The organism is Pseudoalteromonas xiamenensis (genome assembly GCF_017638925.1).
GTDB classification, from domain to species: domain Bacteria; phylum Pseudomonadota; class Gammaproteobacteria; order Enterobacterales; family Alteromonadaceae; genus Pseudoalteromonas; species Pseudoalteromonas xiamenensis.
On sequence record NZ_CP072133.1, the window covers coordinates 979,465 to 995,472 of the forward strand.

Consider the following 16,008-nt stretch of genomic DNA (forward strand, 5'->3'; position numbering starts at 1 on the left):
TTTTAAGCGTTGGGGTTAATGGGCAACGTAATTTGCATTTTAACCCCTCCTAAAGCACTTTGCTCAGCCCAAATTGAACCACGATGTGCACTAACAAGCCCCTTGCTGATTGCCAATCCTAAACCTGAGCCACTCACCCTGCGCTGCTTAGAGGCTTCTGTTCTGAAAAGTCGTTCGAACATTTCGCTTAGGTGTTCTTCATCTACTGTTGGCGAAGAATCTTCAACCACCATCAAGACTTGTTTATCCTGAAGTGTAACGTGAAAAGAGACCGAACCGGGCAAATCCGTGTAATTCACACTATTCGCAAACAAATTCGTTAAAACTTGCTTCACTCGGTCAATATCCCAGTTTACAACCAGTTTTTGAGGAAGGTCTAACGTTGCATTCCATTTAAACCCTTTTACAAGCGCAAGCTGCTTGTATTCTCTTTCCCACAATTGTATGACTTGCGCAAAATCGTGTTCATGCAGATTTAGCACAAGGCTGGCGGTATCAACCAACGCAAGTTGATGAATATCCGAAATCAGGTGATTAATGTCAGCCAGCTTTCGATTGATCACTTCATATGACCCTTCAACATCCTCGATGATGTTATGCTGCAACGCTTCAATCTGCAGATATAATGCGGTTAGAGGGGTACGAACTTCATGTGAAACATCCGCCAGCATTTGGTTCTTCTTGTGAACAACGTCTTCGAGCATTTGTGCGCGCTCAGCTGCAATTTTTCGATTTTGATACAGGCGGTAACCCACCAACACAACGATAAGCAGCGCACAACCCGATCCAAGCCACCATGCTCTAAGTTGCAACTCATTTTCCTTCAGCTTGGCTACCTGCAATTCTTTTTCAATATTTAATCTATCAATTTTTGTTTGACGACGTTTAAATTCTGCTTTTGATTGCAACGCAGCGAGCGTTAAGTTGTGCTGTTTAATGCCTAGAGAATCTTTAATTTTTGTTGCTTCTTTAAATGCGTTAAATGCCTTTTCGAATTGATCTTGCTGTTGATAGCTCTCAGCTAATAAATTCAAAATCGTCATTTGATCTTCAAGTTCTTCCAAGGCTTGCGCGAGTTGTAATGTTTCTTCGCCAAGAAAAACCACAGCTTGAACATCACCTTCTTGTTGGGAAATTTTGATTTTTGCAATGTTAGTCGTGATGAGCCGCGCTTTTAAATTATGTTCTTTGGCGATAACGATGGCCGCTTCTATGAGTTCAAGCGCTTTTGCTTTGTCACCACGTTGATAAGCTAACTGGCCAAGCAGCGTTTGCGAAATAACCAATCCCACTTTATTGTTTACTTCTACATATAACTTATAGGCTTTTTCAGCAAAGGCCTGTGCGGTTTCATAATCTTTCTCTGTGAAAGATAAATTACCCACTTTGAAGGCACTGTTTGCGACTTCTAAAGGCACATTGCGTTGAACATCAATCTCGTGTGAAAGTTTGAAATACTCCAACGCCAATTTGGTGTTACCCATTTTTCGGTAGACTTCTGCAATCTCATACACAGCATCCGCCACTCCCTGCTGGAAACCACGTTGCTCACTTAACTCGTAGCTTTGAGTCAGGGTATCAATTGCGCCGTTATAGTCACCGACCAGTGCTTCTAAAATTCCTAAATTCCGAAGTGCAAAAATATACGTCTTCGTTTTGGGTGAACCCGCTAGGGATTGCACTGACTTTTGTGCCGTTTCTAGTGCCTCGGTATATTTGTCTTGTCGCCTTTGCACAGCCGACACTCGCTCGTAAGCTTGTGATATTAATTCATCATCTTGCGCACCTTCAGCAAGCTTTAGCCCTTCACGATAATAAAACTCAGCTTGTTTATAGTTATCCTGCACGTCATAGATATAGCCCTGTAAAAGAAGCGCTGTTACACGAAAATCAAAGTTTTGCGCCTTTAACGCCAATTCTCCAAGTCGAGTAACGGCTTTTATCGCAGAGTCATATTGTCCTTCGTCGTTATAGGCAAATCCCAAACTTTCAAGCGCAAGCAATTGTAAATCCGTTTCATCGGCTAACTCTTCGTCATGAACGATTTGATTCAAGAGAAAAATAGCCTTGCTTGGGTCGCTTTGACGCACGCGTTCAGACTCTTCAAATTGCCTTTTACCGGCTTCCAAAGACATCGCATAAAGCGAGCTGTGAAAAAAGACAGGAAAGAGAAACAAAGCCAGTAAGCTAAGACATTTGAATGATGATAGATGACGCTGACATAGTGATAGCATGATTGTTTAAAACCAGAATTTAGCTACGATTTTCGGACGTATAAACGGTTATCATAGCGATGAACAATCAACACGTCCAAATATTAAAACAATCTAACTTGTACAAAAACACGCACGCGTGTCTCTTTCTGGAAACAATGGGCAGAAACAGATAACTACCTCACCCATTGCTATTTGATTGGCCTTTGAATTACTGCTTTTTAATCAGTGAAATACGTAGCATCGTATTATCTTTTAGTACATGGTGATGAACAATAGCGGCCAACGCATGAAGACCAATTAACCAATAACCAAATTCGCCAACCGCCTCATGGACTTCTTCAATATCGTGCGCAAGTGACTTATCAGGCGCAATCAGCGCTGGCAGTTCAAAACCAAAGAAAGGGATAGCTTTGCCTTCACCACTCAGAATTAACCAACCCGCTAAGGGCATGCCAATCATGAACAAATACAAGGCGAGATGCCCCACTTTCGCTAATAACGCCTGCCATTTAGCCGGCTCAGGAATAATGGGTGGAGTGGTTGTAACTACTCGCACGACGATGCGCAGCCAAACTAGAAAAAACACAGACAACCCAAGCATAAAATGCCACGTTTTCATCGCATCACGTTCAGGTGTTCCTTTGTCGAATAACACTCTTAATTCGATTGAAGCAAACGTTGCAGCAATCAGTAAAAACATAATCCAGTGGAGCATAATCGACCACTGGTTGTAACGAGTTGAACTGGAATGATTCATTTCACAAACCTCAGCACACATTGGCATTTTTTACTCTGTTCAGGCGACATAAAACAAAGATCTGCCGCCCTCAACGTTGCTAAAACGACTGACTTCGCTAACTTTCTACCGCACTATCCAGTAACGCATTTTAATTTAAAAACCTCAAGCTGTAGCGCTCGAAACGTTGATTTAGAACAAATCTGGTCCGGCCAGATCATTTTATTCAACGCGATAAAATAGTCTGCATGCTGTTCAATGCTTTTTGGGCATTACCACTACACGCTAGGATCCGTTCAACTATTTCTTGCTCTTTTGCTGCCAGTCCCGGAATTTTCTGCCATTGCGAAAACGCCTCAATCACTAGATCTCGTTCTTTTTCAGAACAAGCGGTCATAAAGTTGTACGGCATCCATTGCAGTTCATCCTGCGCCAAACGCGTTGCGACTCGCGCTTGGTTGGTTGCAAAAAATTGCGCGACATGCGCCCTAAATCGCGGTTGAAAGGCCGGGTATTGGAAGCGATAACCAATAGCAAATCCTACCGTTGCGTCACTCAAAAGTAAGTCATAAAACAGGCTGACGTGTTCTGTATTTGACACATAACCTAATGAATCTAAGAGCACATCCTTATACTCTGCTTCAGCTTTTTCAAACAACCCGAGAAGCGCTCGATACTGGGCCTTATTTGCATTAAATGCCAGTACTTTGACCAATGCCTCTAGATTATCTGAGTGCAAAAAATCCGACTCAGCATACTGGCGCAGAGCATACTGATACACCCTGTCGTCGTGTAAGTAGAGTCCGTAAAATGACAACCAGCTTTGTGCTGTAGATAATGCAGCGACCTCGGACCAATCTTCAATACGTGGCAATTTTGTTTTCAAGTACGCGCTAAAAACCGCCTGTTTTTCAGCAGGTATCGTCGACACAAACGCATCGGACAACGCTGAAAACGCAATCGATACCGCTCGACTGCCTTTTGGCATCGTGTTTATTGTGGTTATCTGCTGTTCAAGATACATTTGGAAATCGATGTAACCATGCTCCGCGAGCGCATCTAAATTATCAAAGTAGACTTCTCGCTCGCGTTCATTGAGCTTTGTCAGTAACAGACCATCTTGCCCTGAAGCATCGAAAAAGCGGTAATAACCTTTGTCATCTTCATTGAGCCAAATACGGCTATCACTTGGTATGTTTTTTATTGCCAATGTTTTACCTGAAACAATCCCTTGTTTCGATAGCATCGAATGTCCATTCCAAATTTTCATGAACACAGGTACAGTCCATCGCTTATCCGAATTACCATTAAAGTCCGATTGTTCTAACGAGAATTCCCCATTGTTCTTTTTTAATGTGATTAATGGATAACTCGATTGTGAGGTAAAACTGTCCACCAGCTGTTGTGCCAGAGGAAAAGTGCTCAATTTACTGAGGAACGAATTCGTATTGGCATTGCCATATTTGTTCTCTGCAAAATAAGCTTGCATCACGCCTGACAAGGCATCTTCGCCAATCACTTGCTCTACCATGTTGAGCACCGCAACGCCTTTGACATAATGAAAATCATCCATGGGGATGTTGTCACCAAGTTTTTGCATCTTAGCCCGCATTGGCGCTACTGAATTTGTATCAAAATGGTAAAGCCTTGATTTTCTGCCGTAAGTACAAGAAGCAAGTTCTGGAAAATGACGTCGAACGATTTTCACTGCCATAAACTCTGCAAACGTCTCATTCAACCAAAAATCGTCATACCAAGCCATTGTCACTGAGTTACCAAACCACATGTGCGCCACTTCGTGCGCCACCAACTTAGTAAATTCACATTGACTTTGGCCATCGTCATCATCAAGAAACTGATTGGGATTAAGCGCAACCAAGCCAACATTTTCCATACCCGCAAGGGTCTCGATAGGAGCCACAAAGAAATCCAGTTTATCAAATGGAAATGGGCTATTAAGGTAACCTTCGATACCTGAAACAGCATGGTTTAACACATCCGAAAAATACGCAGGCACTGAAACGTCAGAATCAACAGGATTAAATACTTTGGATTTCAATTGCGTTTCATTCAATGCGGTGGATTTAAACTCGCCGACCGCGAGCGCAAGCACATCGGTATTCAGTTTTGCTGTTGGTTTAAAGTGGACAACTTTGTGTTCGCCCTTTATTTCTTCTTTCACGGCAACCGTATTGTGAAGTGCTTGGTAATGCTTGGGAATGTCTAACGTGAAGGTAAAGTGTGTTTTAAAACTTGGGTCATCCACAGTTGGAAATGCACGTCTTGCGAGCATTTTTTGAAACTGCGAGAAGATAAATGGCTTCTTACCTTCTGTTCGTTGTACAAACAATCCCTCCACTGCATTTGAAAATAGCCCTTTAAAATGGACAATCAACTTAACACTGCCCGATATGGGGCTAACCAACGTTTGCCTAACAACATCAAACTCGTCAGCCTGAGACAAAGCCAATGTTGTCGATTGCTCATTTTGCACAAGTGTTACTGATTCAATTTGCAACGCTTTACTGTGAAACGCGACCTCGGAAGCATCTTGAGCAAACGACAAATACAGAGTCGTCACACCAGAATAGCTTTCTTCTCGGGGGTCAAGCTGAAGGTACACGTCTTGTTTTTGCAGGATTTGATTGGGGTTTATTCGATAATCTGCTGCCGACGCTAAAGTGGTCATACAAAGCGCTAAAAAAGCCACCAAACGCGGTAGATTACTCATCAAGAAATGTTTTCTTTTATTGTTATGCATTTTATTCATCTCTTTACTTAAAGTTCAGCGCTAAATGAAAACATTCACCGACCCTTGTGGATTCAACTCGCCACCCCACTTTACGTGCAACCGCATGCACAATAAAGAGACCAACACCAAACCCTTGGTTTGAAACCCTTCCTGCCGCTATGTCGTTTTCAAATACAAGCTCATGGGTCTTCAGTCTAACCCTTAGACACCCACTACCGTAGCGCAGCATATTGGTATTCACTTGGTTCAATAACAAGGCCAAATATTCTGTATTTAACGAAACAAAAAATTGCTCTAGCTGAGTGTCTATCTCACATGGAAACGGTGTTGAATTTCCCCAGTTAAACAATTCAATCACTAAATCACTGCTACCCTGATCCTCAGTAGGCGCATGAACATCAAGCAAATTTAAGATGGTATTACTGAGTTGCACGGTTTCTTTTTGTGTTGTTTTCAATGCATCTATTTGCTTAAGTGTTTCAAGGGAAAGCTCATCCATGTGATCAAACTGGGCAAGTTGATGACCCAGTTTAGTAATCGGGTGCCTGACTTCATGACTTAAAAAGCTCGCAAATGCCTTCTGTTGCTCAATTTGTTGCTTTTGAATTGCGAGTGCAGCAAGTGTAATGTTCTGTGCCGATTGGAACTCTTCGAATTTCACTAAGGCGTTCTCCTGCCCCTGCTGAATATTCTGTGTAAATTGCGCTAACGGCGCACGCACTCGTTGTATCACGCCAAGTAGCCAAAGGGCAAAACACAATAAACTGAGCAACATGATCACCAGCAATAAAGGCCTAATGTCTTGCGAGTCCGATTTTGCAAATTGATGCAACACGTAAACTGCTTCAAGCTCCTTACTGGGATGATGCTTCAAGTAATAAAAGTCGTGCCCTTGGGTTGAAAGATACTGAACTTCATCTGTCGGTAAAGCCTGATTTTTGAAGCGTTTTTGAAACTCCAAAGGAAAGTCTTTCAAGTCATCAGAAACGATACGAAACGAGGTTTTAATGCGGGTTGGGATTTCAGCAAATTGATATGCGTCCTCGAACACATAATATTCTGCGGTTTCGTCTAACGCGGACCAATAAAATTGAGTAGCAATGTAAAGCCAAAGCAAGCCAAACAACGCAAACGGCACGAGCAAGTTGACTTGCAAAAAGCGATGTAAGGTCTGTTGTTTAGTCACGCAGTACCACTCCTACCCCTTTTAATGTGTGCAGTAAAGGCTTCTCGTGCTCTTGCGACAAATTACTACGCAAGCGCGTGATGAGTGTTTTGTACATCGTGATACTGGCGTCTTGTTCAGGCCAAACGCGCTCCAATATTCGCGTTTTACTCACTGGATTTGGTGTGTGTTCAATAAGCAAAGTTAACAAGGTCCATTGCTGTGGGGACAAGGTAATCACTCGCTCACCACGCCTAATGATGCGCTTTGCTTGGTCGACGACTAAATCACCCAATCTAAAAACCTGATGGAGACTGTCTTGCCGCTTTACACCGAGCAATTTTATGCGGATGGCTAACTCTGCGAGCTCAAAGGGCTTGGTTAAATAATCGAGTGCACCCAGCGAAAATGCTTCGAGCTTTGCGTCTAAAAGGCTATTTGCGGTTAGGAACAAAATAGGCACTGCCGGATGTGAGCGCTGAAAATAACGCGCCAATTCAAACCCAACACCATCAGGCAAGCCAACATCCAGAACAAACGCATCGTACTGTTGTCCATCTGCGATGTGCTTTGCATGTGCAATCGAATCCGCATAATCAACCTCTATGCCTTCATGATGCAAAAAATCTATGGTATTTGCCGCAAGTGCGCGGTCATCTTCAACGAGCAAAATAAGCATATCAAACAACACAACATTAGCCTCTTTTTGCATGCTAGCTCGTTATGTTCAAGATTGCGACCTACAATTCGGATACGTCGTGCCCCTCGTTACCTTTCGGTTACCTAGACTCCGTTAGGCTGTTCACATCTTTAGGAGACAACACATGAGTACTAAAATGATGATGACAACCGCATTTGCACTCACTTGCACGCTCGTTGCGTGTGGTGGAAACACGAATTCGTTAAGTGAGGCAGCGCTTTATGCCGACAACGTTTTTGATAACGCGTCAATTTACACCGTTAACGAAACCCAACCTTGGGCCGAAGCTATGGCAACAAAAGAGGGCAAAATCATTTTTGTTGGCAGCTCTGAAGAAGCTTCGAAGCTAATTGGGCCAAAAACCGTCGTCCACGATCTTAATGGCAAAATGATGATGCCAGGCATTCACGATGTGCACATCCATCCTTTGGAATCGGCTTCTGATGCGACGCATTTTACTTTGCCTGAATATGCTTCTATCGCAGAGTATCAAGACATTGTCGCCGATGCGCTAGCAAAAAATCCATCCGCACCATGGCTAATCGGATATGGTCACAACATTGATGGTTTACTCGCATTTTCTCAATCACCTCGCGTGATTTTAGATGAAGTGTCCACTGAGCGACCGATTATCATTATGGAGCAAACTTCACATTCCATGTGGGTGAATTCAAAAGCCCTTGTCTTAGCGAATCTCAATCAAGCTAGCATTGACCCTATTGGAGGGGTGTTAGGCCGAACCCAAACGGGGCATCTCGATGGCGTTCTTTATGACAATGCAGGAAACTTGGTGATGGACATTGCAATGCAAGCTATCGGCTCAGAAGGAGAACGTAATTACCAAGGGTTTGTAGACTATACGCAACCAGAATTGCTAAAGCACGGTGTAACGTCGATAAGCGATGCTCGCGTGTATTGGCAGCGAGGTCAGCTTGATACGTGGCAACAGCTTGCGAGCGACGGGGCATTGAATTTGCGTGTCAGCCTTGGCCTTTGGGCGTATCCAGACGCAAATGATGAACGTCAAATTGAGGAACTAAAGAAGCTTTACAACACAAATTTCAGTCCAATGTTAAAAGTGGATCAAATCAAAGTGTATATGGATGGCATACTGGTTAACACAACCGCAGCAATGAAAGCGCCATATCAAGAAAGTTGGCTGGGGTTACCCGAAGACAAAGGCTTGAACTACTTTACCCAAGCTCGTTTGGAAAAATACCTAGAGGCACTAGAACCAGTAGGCTTTGACTTTAATATTCACGGCATTGGCGATCGGGGGATCCACGAAGCGCTAAATGCAATTGAAAACGTGACATCGGGTAACGCTAGACACCGTATTACCCATGTTGAAGTTGTGGATCCACTCGACTATAAGCGCTTCAAACAACTCGGCGTGATAGCGGATGCGCAAGTTGCAGGTGACTTTACAAAGCCTGCACATTGGTCAGAAATGGAACCATTACTCGGTACAGAACGGGCAGATCACCTTGTTCCTATCGCAAGTCTTGCCGACAATGGTGCGACACTGACACTCAGCAGCGACTGGAATGTAAGTTCATTAAACCCGTTTGTTGGTATCGCAAATGCGCTAAGCCGCGCACCAGAATCAATCAGTCTTGAAGAAGCGATTAAGGCATATACCCTATCGGGTGCCTATGCCATGCGTCAAGAACGCAAAGTTGGTTCGCTTGAAATTGGCAAAGAAGCGGATTTCATCATTTTAGATAAAAACCTCTTTGAACTCACCCCCTCACAAATTAAACGCGTTACTGTGCTCAGCACTTACGTTAAAGGTGAGCGTCAATATTAAGGCACACCGCTGTGCAGTTTTATGTATAGCAATGATGCCTTCTGTTGAAATGGTAATCAGGTGGTTTGCACCACCTGATTTACTTATTTAAATGCGTTCAAAGTGCATCGAATACCGATTGAATACGAGGAAACCACATTAAAAGAACGGCTGAGCCGACACCAATCAGCGTTATCAACGCGCCGAGTGACGCGAACATCGTGACCATCCATTTCACACTTGTCTTTGACGAGCGCTTAGCGAACAAGACACATTCTACGATAGCCATGGGCAGTAAATAGCATAGAAATGAAATCGCGATATCAGCCGGACCATCAATCTTATTGGTATTCCCGTTTGCGCCTTGATTCATGACAAACCAACCCATCAAATACAATCGGAAAAACCACACCCCATTGACTAAAATAAAGCTGTGAGTCGCAAATCGTTGGTGTGCGGCAAATCGCTTTGTCACCGCAGTATACCAAGCCAAAGCTATAAAAATGGGGATCAACATGCCGTTAAAGCTGACGCCCATCGCCCCAATATCACTCAATCGCAATCCAGCAACCCAAGTTAGATACATGCCGGTAAATGCCCCGCTGAGCGCGAGAACAAAAAAGACACGTCCATTCCAGCGATGAAAGGATGGATATTGTTTACGAAGCTGAGGGAATAATTGGAGTAAGCCACTTGCAGCCATAATGATTGCAGGCAAAATATGGACGAAGAGTACCATCAAATCTGCACCCAAAGATTTTTTCATCCCTGTTGCAGGTGATAACTTGGAGGCAAGTTCTGGCGAACCTAAAAGTGATGGCATCGCGTACAAAATAAAAATATACAGTCCGAACATCCACTGCCCAATCAGAACGATTGTTACCCAACTTTTAACCACTCCATCCAAGATAGAGTCGATTGAGAATGACGGCAGCAGCGTCTTGGTCTGTGACATCAACATGTTATAACACCTTCCATTAATATATTGATTTAAAATGAAAAGTGACATAAAAATACGACGGCGTCGCACCGAATTCGAAATTCGGCGCATGGAAATTGCGTTAAGTTTTCTTACAAAGTGAATTTGAGTTGCAAAAAATCATTCGCTAACATGAACCCAAGTTTCGTTAGGAAAATGGCCGCTCATGTCACAAAGCAATCTCTATATGCTCTTGCTCGTCGTTGCAATTGCCCTGCTACTGACTCAAATATGCATAAAGCAAAAACGCACGATGCACGTATTGTTTGCCGTCTTTTGTGGTTCGGTTGCTATGGTCGCATTAAAGAAAATCACAGGAGAGCAAATTGGGGCATACCAATATCTCATCGGTATGACAACGTGCGCTACATGTAATGTGTATTGGCTGCTATCTCGCAGTTTATTTAGAACAAAGAACGCTATCGCACTGCCACATATGATTATGGCGGCTTCCATTGCTGGCTTGGTTATGTTTAAACAAGGCTATTTGTTTTTTTCCAACTTATACGACGTTCATTCTTTCCCTTCGTTTACACAACATCTTTTAGGTGAGCTAATCGGGTTACTTTCATCGTGCATTTTGGTGTTGATGATTTGGGAGGGCTTTAGAGGGTTTCAGCAGGCGAATAAACTTGAGAAAAAGCAACGTACATTCTATCTAGCAACCATCATGGGCGCTATCGGATTGAGCACTATATCAAATAGTCTATTTGTCGATAATCCCTCCGCCATAGATTGGGGGGTAGGTTTGATTACTCTGACGGTCCTCATCAACACACAGATTTTGGTTTATTGGCGAACTAGGTCAATTCAAGCCGCCAATACAACGTTGTGTACTCGCTACGATGAAACCAAAGAGCCAAATACCGTTTCTGCCCTCCACATAGAAAACGCCGAAGAGCGCAATTTCGCGAAAGCCATTTTGGCACTTTTAGTCGACGAACAACGCTTTTTACAAGCTAACCTGAAAGTCGTCGATATCGCACGAGAGACTCGATGTGTCTGAATACCGAATAAGCAAAGCGCTTCGAAATCAGCTCAATGCCAAAAACTTTAATGACTTCATTAATAAACTGCGAGTTGAACACGCAAGTCGGTTGTTGCTAGATCCAGACAAACAGCATTGGTCAATCCTTGTTGTAGGCCTTGAAAGTGGCTTTGCTTCGGTTGGTCCGTTTACGCGCGCTTTTAAATCGCTTACCGGCTTTACGCCTAATCAATATCGTCTTTCGCATCAGGCCTCCTCCGAGGAAGAAGCCGAGTTACACATTCAAACACCTTGATTTGAAATAACGAAACGAGAAGCGGTTGTACTTACCGCTTCTTTTTTGTTTAACGCGTAACAAAACCACCGTTAACAAGCAGAGTTTGGCCTGTCATCCATTTCGCTTCAGGAGAAGCAAGGAACGCCACAACTGGCACAATATCATCAATTTCGCCCAAGCGACCGAGCACACTTGCCGAACTTAGATAAGCAACCGTTCCTGCGTCTTCCTGACCATGGAAAAAAGCAGTATTGATTGGACCCGGCGCAACCATATTTACGGTGATGCCTCGGCCACCTAATTCTTTCGCCAGTGCACGGGTGAAATGTTCAAGCGGCGCTTTTGAGCCTGCGTACAATCCGTAATGCCCAGTAAATGCAGCCAATAAAGAAGTACCAATATTGATGATCCGGCCATTGTCACTCAACATTTTGGCCGCGCCCTGCAGTAGCATAAAACTCGCACGAGCATTGATGTTAAATAAGCTATCAAAATCGTCCAAGCTATACTCTACAAACGCCTTTTTAACGATTTTTCCCGCATTGTTCACGACAATATCTAAACGACCGAATGCATTTTGGATCTGCGTAAACATGCCTTCTACCTGCGTAGGCTGAGTTAAATCCGCTTGCACGAGTAGCGCTTTACGACCCAATGATTCAATCATACTAACCGTTTCTATGGCGTCTGCTCGTGAACTTTCACTGTTAAAGTGCACCACAATGTCACTTCCTTTTTCAGCCAAAGCCAGCGCAAAAGCGCGTCCCATATTGCGTGCAGAGCCGGTAACCAGTGCGATAGAGTTTACTGTGTTCATGAGTTTTCCTCGTTGTATTTGATGACGAGGTAAAGTGTAGTTTGTTGCGTAAACTTTAGGTATTCGCTATTTTCTCATTTACTACATGCAAAAAATGCACTTAAAAGATGAAATCTTACTCAAATGGACAGCTTTTCCTTCTTGTGGTTGAAATGGGCAGTTTTAAAGCCGTTGCTGAACATATTGGTGGCGACCCATCGATCATCAGCAGACGGATTGCATCACTTGAACAAAAGCTTACAACCAAACTCATTGAGCGCTCAACCCGTAGCTCCACACCCACTCATGCTGGGCAAATTTACTATCAAGGCTTGAGACACATTATCGATGAGCAAAACGCCCTTGAACAGTACGTCAGCGCACATACTGAAACCCCTATTGGCCGATTACGTGTGGCGGCCCCCCATGACTTCGGGATCCGATTTGTCATGCCCGTGCTTGAAGCAATGACTCTAGACTATCCTCAACTGGAAGTAGAACTCGTTCTGGGTTCCGATTTCGCCGATTTAAAAGAGCAAGGGATCGATGTCGCCATTCGAATTGGATTACTGCCGGACTCCAGTTTAATGTGCAGAAAAATAGGCGATGTATCACGCGTATTGGTCGCCGCGCCGAGTTACGTTCAAGAAAAAGGGTTACCAACCACATTTTCTGAGTTAAAAAATCACCATTTCATCCTCTATCGCAACTCGATTAACGCCAAAAACCTTCAGTTGATGAAAAATGGTCAGGTATTTTCTCAACCAATTAGCGGGACGTTTACGGTAAACAGTGTTGAGGCAATACATCAATTAGTATTGTCCGGACGAGGCATGCATCTGGGGCCTAGATGGGCATTTGCCGATGATTTAGGTGCAGGAAACTTAATTGAAATTCTACCTGACTATGAATTTCCAAGTTCGCCACTAAACGCGCTATACGTCTCGCGTAATTACTTGCCAGCAAAATCGAAAGTGTTCATTGAGAGATTGAAGACGCAATATCAAGATAATAATGAGCAATTTAAAGGAAGATAAGGCATGAAGAAAAAAGGCGGACAAACGATTCACAGGGGAAGCAATCTTGACTTGCCCGCCTTAAACACAAAACTTACAACAACATTGGAACGTACAGGCTCTTTTATTAAGCGGCGCCTATTCCGCTATTCACGCTGTTAGCTCTTAGCAATCAGCTCTTTGCTCACCGCGTCAATACCAATCTCACTGATACGAGATACAATTTCTTTTTGTTTCGCGCTTAGTAATGAAATGCTTTCTGCTTCAATATCATAAACTTGCCATTGACCCGATTTACTTTTACGAAACTTGAAAATCATGTCAATCGTCGGCGCTCCTTCAGCAACAATTTCTGATTTTACAGAAGCGTACTGACTCGCGACGTCGAAAACAGGCTCAATAAAATGTACATCCTGACCTTTGTAGCTCATTAAAACGTTGGTGTATGTACCAACCAAATATTGTTCTACCGCATCAATGAAGGTAACTGCCTGTTCTTTTTTAATCTCTCTTACATGTTTACCAAGTAACTTAAACGACACAAACTTGGTATCAATGTGAGGCATAAGCTGACTTTTTATCAGTAGCTTTAATTGTTCGCGTTTTGTCTTCTCGTCCAACTCGTTCAATTTAGCAATATCACTAAACAGTTGATTACCAACATTTTGAATCAGCACATAAGGTGTTGAGTTGGCTGTTTGAGATGAACCAGCAGCAAAACTTAAGCTACTGAAAATTAATAAAATTGATAAAGATAAAACTTTAAATATGTGTGTCATAACATTCCCCCGTTTATTCAATGAGGCCATGTTACTCTTGTATTTCATGATGAAAAAGACGCAAAGTAGCACTTGATTGATGCCAATTTTGCACACAATGACAAAACAAGAAAAAACAATGCATTAGCCAATTGATGCAAATTCATCACCAATATGGTGCTATTTTATTTGCAGATCTAATCACAAAAAGCAGAAACAATGCGCGTCCTTTTAGATATAGGTACGCGAAGTATGTACACTGTAAACAAACTCATCTCTGCTCTTATTTTATTGCTCCTATCCTTTTCTTTAATTGCACAAGAACGTCATGGTTATGCGGTTCACTTTATTCACGGCGAAGGTGATGTCGATGGCATTAAATTAGCCTATCAATATCATGCGAAAGAATTTTTGCCAGAGGATTGGCAACATTTGGACTTATTCTTTGAAAGTAGCGTCAACTTTTGGCGTTATGGTGACAACAACAATCATGACCGAAACTTTGTTTTGGCCGTTACTCCAGTGTTTCGCTACCCTTTTGGTCAAATCAACGGTCGACCACTTTCTGTTGAGTTTGGCATCGGTGCGGCCCTGCTGGACGATACCGAGTTTGCCGGAAAAGATGTAAGCACACACTATCAGTTTGAAGATAGATTAGGCCTAGTTTATAGTTTAGGGAAAGCCAATATCGCGGCGCGTTACATGCACTATTCAAATGCGGGCTTTAAAAAGCCCAATCCAGGGCTGGATTTCTTGTCATTGTCCTACTCTAGCTACTTTTGACCACTTCAATTTCGGCTACTGCATGACCGAGGTTAAAAAGCATACAAGCGCGACAGTTAATGTCGCGCTTTTTTGTTCGTGAATTGCTCTGTTTAATCCGCTTGATGAGGGATTTTAATAACGGGTCGTTGCTGGCAGGTTTGCGTGAGCAAACGCGACAACACATCACGTACCGCACTTACGTCAAAGTCAATTAATGACACTTCTGGAGACTTAACTTTTCCACTCGCGACGTCGTTAAGTAGTTGCTGACCCATGAAACATAATCTTTGCTGTGCGCACAAGCTATTCGCAAGCCACGCACCAGCGACCGACACCACGCCGATATTTGGTGCCTTCTCGAACAATAATCGCTCGGGGATCTCACCAAAACCATTTAAGCAAACAATACGACCGCAGAATCGTAAACGCTGCAAATCTTGCAGAAATGACGCTCCACCTTGGGTGTTTAGCACACAATCAAAGCCACCATTACCCACTTCGCGTTTAACCTGTTCACAGATATTGTTTTGTTCACAATCAAAAACGAAATCCGCGCCCAACGACAATAACCGTTTATGATGAGACTTTTGCGCAAACGCAAAAACCTGCGCGCCTCGCATTTTAGCGTATTGAATAGCGAAATGCGCCACAGCGCCTTGTGCACTATTAATAGCAAGCGTATCGCCTTGTTGTATTTGCAACTTTTCAATTGCTAACAACGCAGCCATACCAGCATTTGGCAACGTCACCGCGGTTTCGCTGCCGACAGAATCTGGGATTTCAGAAACAGAATGATTGGGGACAACAGCGTATTCACGCAACATGCCTTGCTGCGACAAACACACATTGAATACGACGCGAGACCCTTTTGCGGGGAAAACACCTTTGGCCGCTTTCACCACAGTACCGACCGCATCAAGGCCCAAAATGTGAGGATATTCCCACTGTTCAAAACCATCTCGTGCGAGTTTTGCGTCCAGATGATTTAGTGCAACATATTCAATGGCAACCAGTAATTCATTGTCACCGAGAACCAGGCATATCGTGTTCTGCCTTAACCAGTTCTAATTG

General features: G+C 43.3%; 14 protein-coding genes. 5 read left to right on the top strand and 9 right to left on the bottom strand.

Going from position 1 to position 16,008, the window contains the following annotated elements; all coding sequences use genetic code 11:
• Positions 1 to 2 precede the first annotated feature (2 nt).
• From J5O05_RS04820 to J5O05_RS04840, 5 genes are all read right to left on the bottom strand, one after another.
• A complete protein-coding gene (locus J5O05_RS04820; RefSeq protein WP_208843831.1) occupies positions 3 to 2,129 on the bottom strand; it encodes a tetratricopeptide repeat protein in 2,127 nt (708 codons plus the stop codon).
• 295 nt (positions 2,130 to 2,424) lie between these two features.
• Positions 2,425 to 2,973, bottom strand: coding sequence for a cytochrome b (locus J5O05_RS04825; RefSeq protein ID WP_208843832.1), 549 nt, complete (start codon positions 2,971 to 2,973; stop codon positions 2,425 to 2,427).
• A gap of 205 nt (positions 2,974 to 3,178) precedes the next feature.
• Positions 3,179 to 5,713 (bottom strand): M1 family metallopeptidase, encoded by a 2,535-nt coding sequence (locus J5O05_RS04830; protein ID WP_208843833.1) that lies wholly within the window; start codon positions 5,711 to 5,713, stop codon positions 3,179 to 3,181.
• A 13-nt stretch (positions 5,714 to 5,726) separates the two neighbouring features.
• Positions 5,727 to 6,890 (bottom strand): histidine kinase, encoded by a 1,164-nt coding sequence (locus J5O05_RS04835; RefSeq protein ID WP_208843834.1) that lies wholly within the window; start codon positions 6,888 to 6,890, stop codon positions 5,727 to 5,729.
• Entirely contained in the window at positions 6,883 to 7,581 is a 699-nt protein-coding gene (locus J5O05_RS04840; protein ID WP_244369806.1) for a response regulator transcription factor, read from the bottom strand. Before J5O05_RS04840 ends, J5O05_RS04835 begins: the two co-directional genes overlap by 8 nt.
• A 112-nt stretch (positions 7,582 to 7,693) precedes the next feature.
• On the opposite strand from J5O05_RS04840, the gene J5O05_RS04845 reads away from it, so the two are divergent.
• Positions 7,694 to 9,379 carry an amidohydrolase gene (locus tag J5O05_RS04845; protein ID WP_244369808.1) on the top strand — a complete coding sequence of 562 codons (1,686 nt, stop codon included), beginning with the start codon at positions 7,694 to 7,696 and terminating at the stop codon, positions 9,377 to 9,379.
• A gap of 97 nt (positions 9,380 to 9,476) precedes the next feature.
• Here J5O05_RS04845 and J5O05_RS04850 read toward each other — a convergent pair whose 3' ends face one another.
• The gene (locus tag J5O05_RS04850; RefSeq protein WP_244369810.1) at positions 9,477 to 10,319 is read right to left on the bottom strand and encodes a DUF2306 domain-containing protein; all 843 of its coding nucleotides are present in this window, start codon (positions 10,317 to 10,319) and stop codon (positions 9,477 to 9,479) included.
• Positions 10,320 to 10,503: 184 nt separating this feature from the next.
• Here J5O05_RS04850 and J5O05_RS04855 point away from each other — a divergent pair, with 184 nt between their 5' ends.
• Both J5O05_RS04855 and J5O05_RS04860 read left to right on the top strand, forming a co-directional pair.
• Positions 10,504 to 11,343 (top strand): hypothetical protein, encoded by an 840-nt coding sequence (locus J5O05_RS04855; RefSeq protein ID WP_208843835.1) that lies wholly within the window; start codon positions 10,504 to 10,506, stop codon positions 11,341 to 11,343.
• Entirely contained in the window at positions 11,336 to 11,620 is a 285-nt protein-coding gene (locus J5O05_RS04860; protein WP_208843836.1) for a helix-turn-helix transcriptional regulator, read from the top strand. The genes J5O05_RS04855 and J5O05_RS04860 overlap by 8 nt, the downstream gene beginning before the upstream one ends.
• Positions 11,621 to 11,669: 49 nt before the next feature.
• On the opposite strand, the gene J5O05_RS04865 is transcribed toward J5O05_RS04860, so the two are convergent.
• Positions 11,670 to 12,419: an SDR family oxidoreductase gene (locus J5O05_RS04865; protein WP_208843837.1), complete on the bottom strand. Its 750-nt coding sequence runs from the start codon at positions 12,417 to 12,419 to the stop codon at positions 11,670 to 11,672.
• 107 nt (positions 12,420 to 12,526) lie between these two features.
• Between J5O05_RS04865 and J5O05_RS04870 the strand changes: the two genes are divergently transcribed.
• On the top strand, positions 12,527 to 13,435 hold the full coding sequence (locus J5O05_RS04870; RefSeq protein WP_208843838.1) for a LysR family transcriptional regulator: 909 nt from the start codon (positions 12,527 to 12,529) through the stop codon (positions 13,433 to 13,435).
• Positions 13,436 to 13,572: 137 nt separating this feature from the next.
• Here the strand turns inward: J5O05_RS04870 and J5O05_RS04875 are convergent, their stop codons facing one another.
• Complete coding sequence (locus J5O05_RS04875) at positions 13,573 to 14,193, bottom strand: MlaC/ttg2D family ABC transporter substrate-binding protein (protein ID WP_208843839.1); 621 nt, start codon at positions 14,191 to 14,193, stop codon at positions 13,573 to 13,575.
• 198 nt (positions 14,194 to 14,391) lie between these two features.
• Between J5O05_RS04875 and J5O05_RS04880 the strand changes: the two genes are divergently transcribed.
• Positions 14,392 to 14,955, top strand: coding sequence for an acyloxyacyl hydrolase (locus J5O05_RS04880; RefSeq protein WP_244369812.1), 564 nt, complete (start codon positions 14,392 to 14,394; stop codon positions 14,953 to 14,955).
• A gap of 92 nt (positions 14,956 to 15,047) precedes the next feature.
• On the opposite strand, the gene J5O05_RS04885 is transcribed toward J5O05_RS04880, so the two are convergent.
• Positions 15,048 to 15,980: a zinc-binding dehydrogenase gene (locus tag J5O05_RS04885; protein WP_341874721.1), complete on the bottom strand. Its 933-nt coding sequence runs from the start codon at positions 15,978 to 15,980 to the stop codon at positions 15,048 to 15,050.
• Positions 15,981 to 16,008: the final 28 nt, after the last annotated feature.

Bases quoted from the DNA above. Each gene is read 5' to 3' on its own strand.
- J5O05_RS04830 (WP_208843833.1), bottom strand. From the start codon at position 5,713: ATGCATAACAATAAAAGAAAACATTTCTTGATGAGTAATCTACCGCGT.
- J5O05_RS04870 (WP_208843838.1), top strand. From the start codon at position 12,527: ATGAAATCTTACTCAAATGGACAGCTTTTCCTTCTTGTGGTTGAAATG.
- J5O05_RS04840 (WP_244369806.1), bottom strand. From the start codon at position 7,581: ATGCAAAAAGAGGCTAATGTTGTGTTGTTTGATATGCTTATTTTGCTC.
- J5O05_RS04825 (WP_208843832.1), bottom strand. From the start codon at position 2,973: ATGAATCATTCCAGTTCAACTCGTTACAACCAGTGGTCGATTATGCTC.
- J5O05_RS04875 (WP_208843839.1), bottom strand. From the start codon at position 14,193: ATGACACACATATTTAAAGTTTTATCTTTATCAATTTTATTAATTTTC.
- J5O05_RS04845 (WP_244369808.1), top strand. From the start codon at position 7,694: ATGAGTACTAAAATGATGATGACAACCGCATTTGCACTCACTTGCACG.
- J5O05_RS04880 (WP_244369812.1), top strand. From the start codon at position 14,392: ATGCGCGTCCTTTTAGATATAGGTACGCGAAGTATGTACACTGTAAAC.
- J5O05_RS04850 (WP_244369810.1), bottom strand. From the start codon at position 10,319: ATGTTGATGTCACAGACCAAGACGCTGCTGCCGTCATTCTCAATCGAC.
- J5O05_RS04855 (WP_208843835.1), top strand. From the start codon at position 10,504: ATGTCACAAAGCAATCTCTATATGCTCTTGCTCGTCGTTGCAATTGCC.
- J5O05_RS04865 (WP_208843837.1), bottom strand. From the start codon at position 12,419: ATGAACACAGTAAACTCTATCGCACTGGTTACCGGCTCTGCACGCAAT.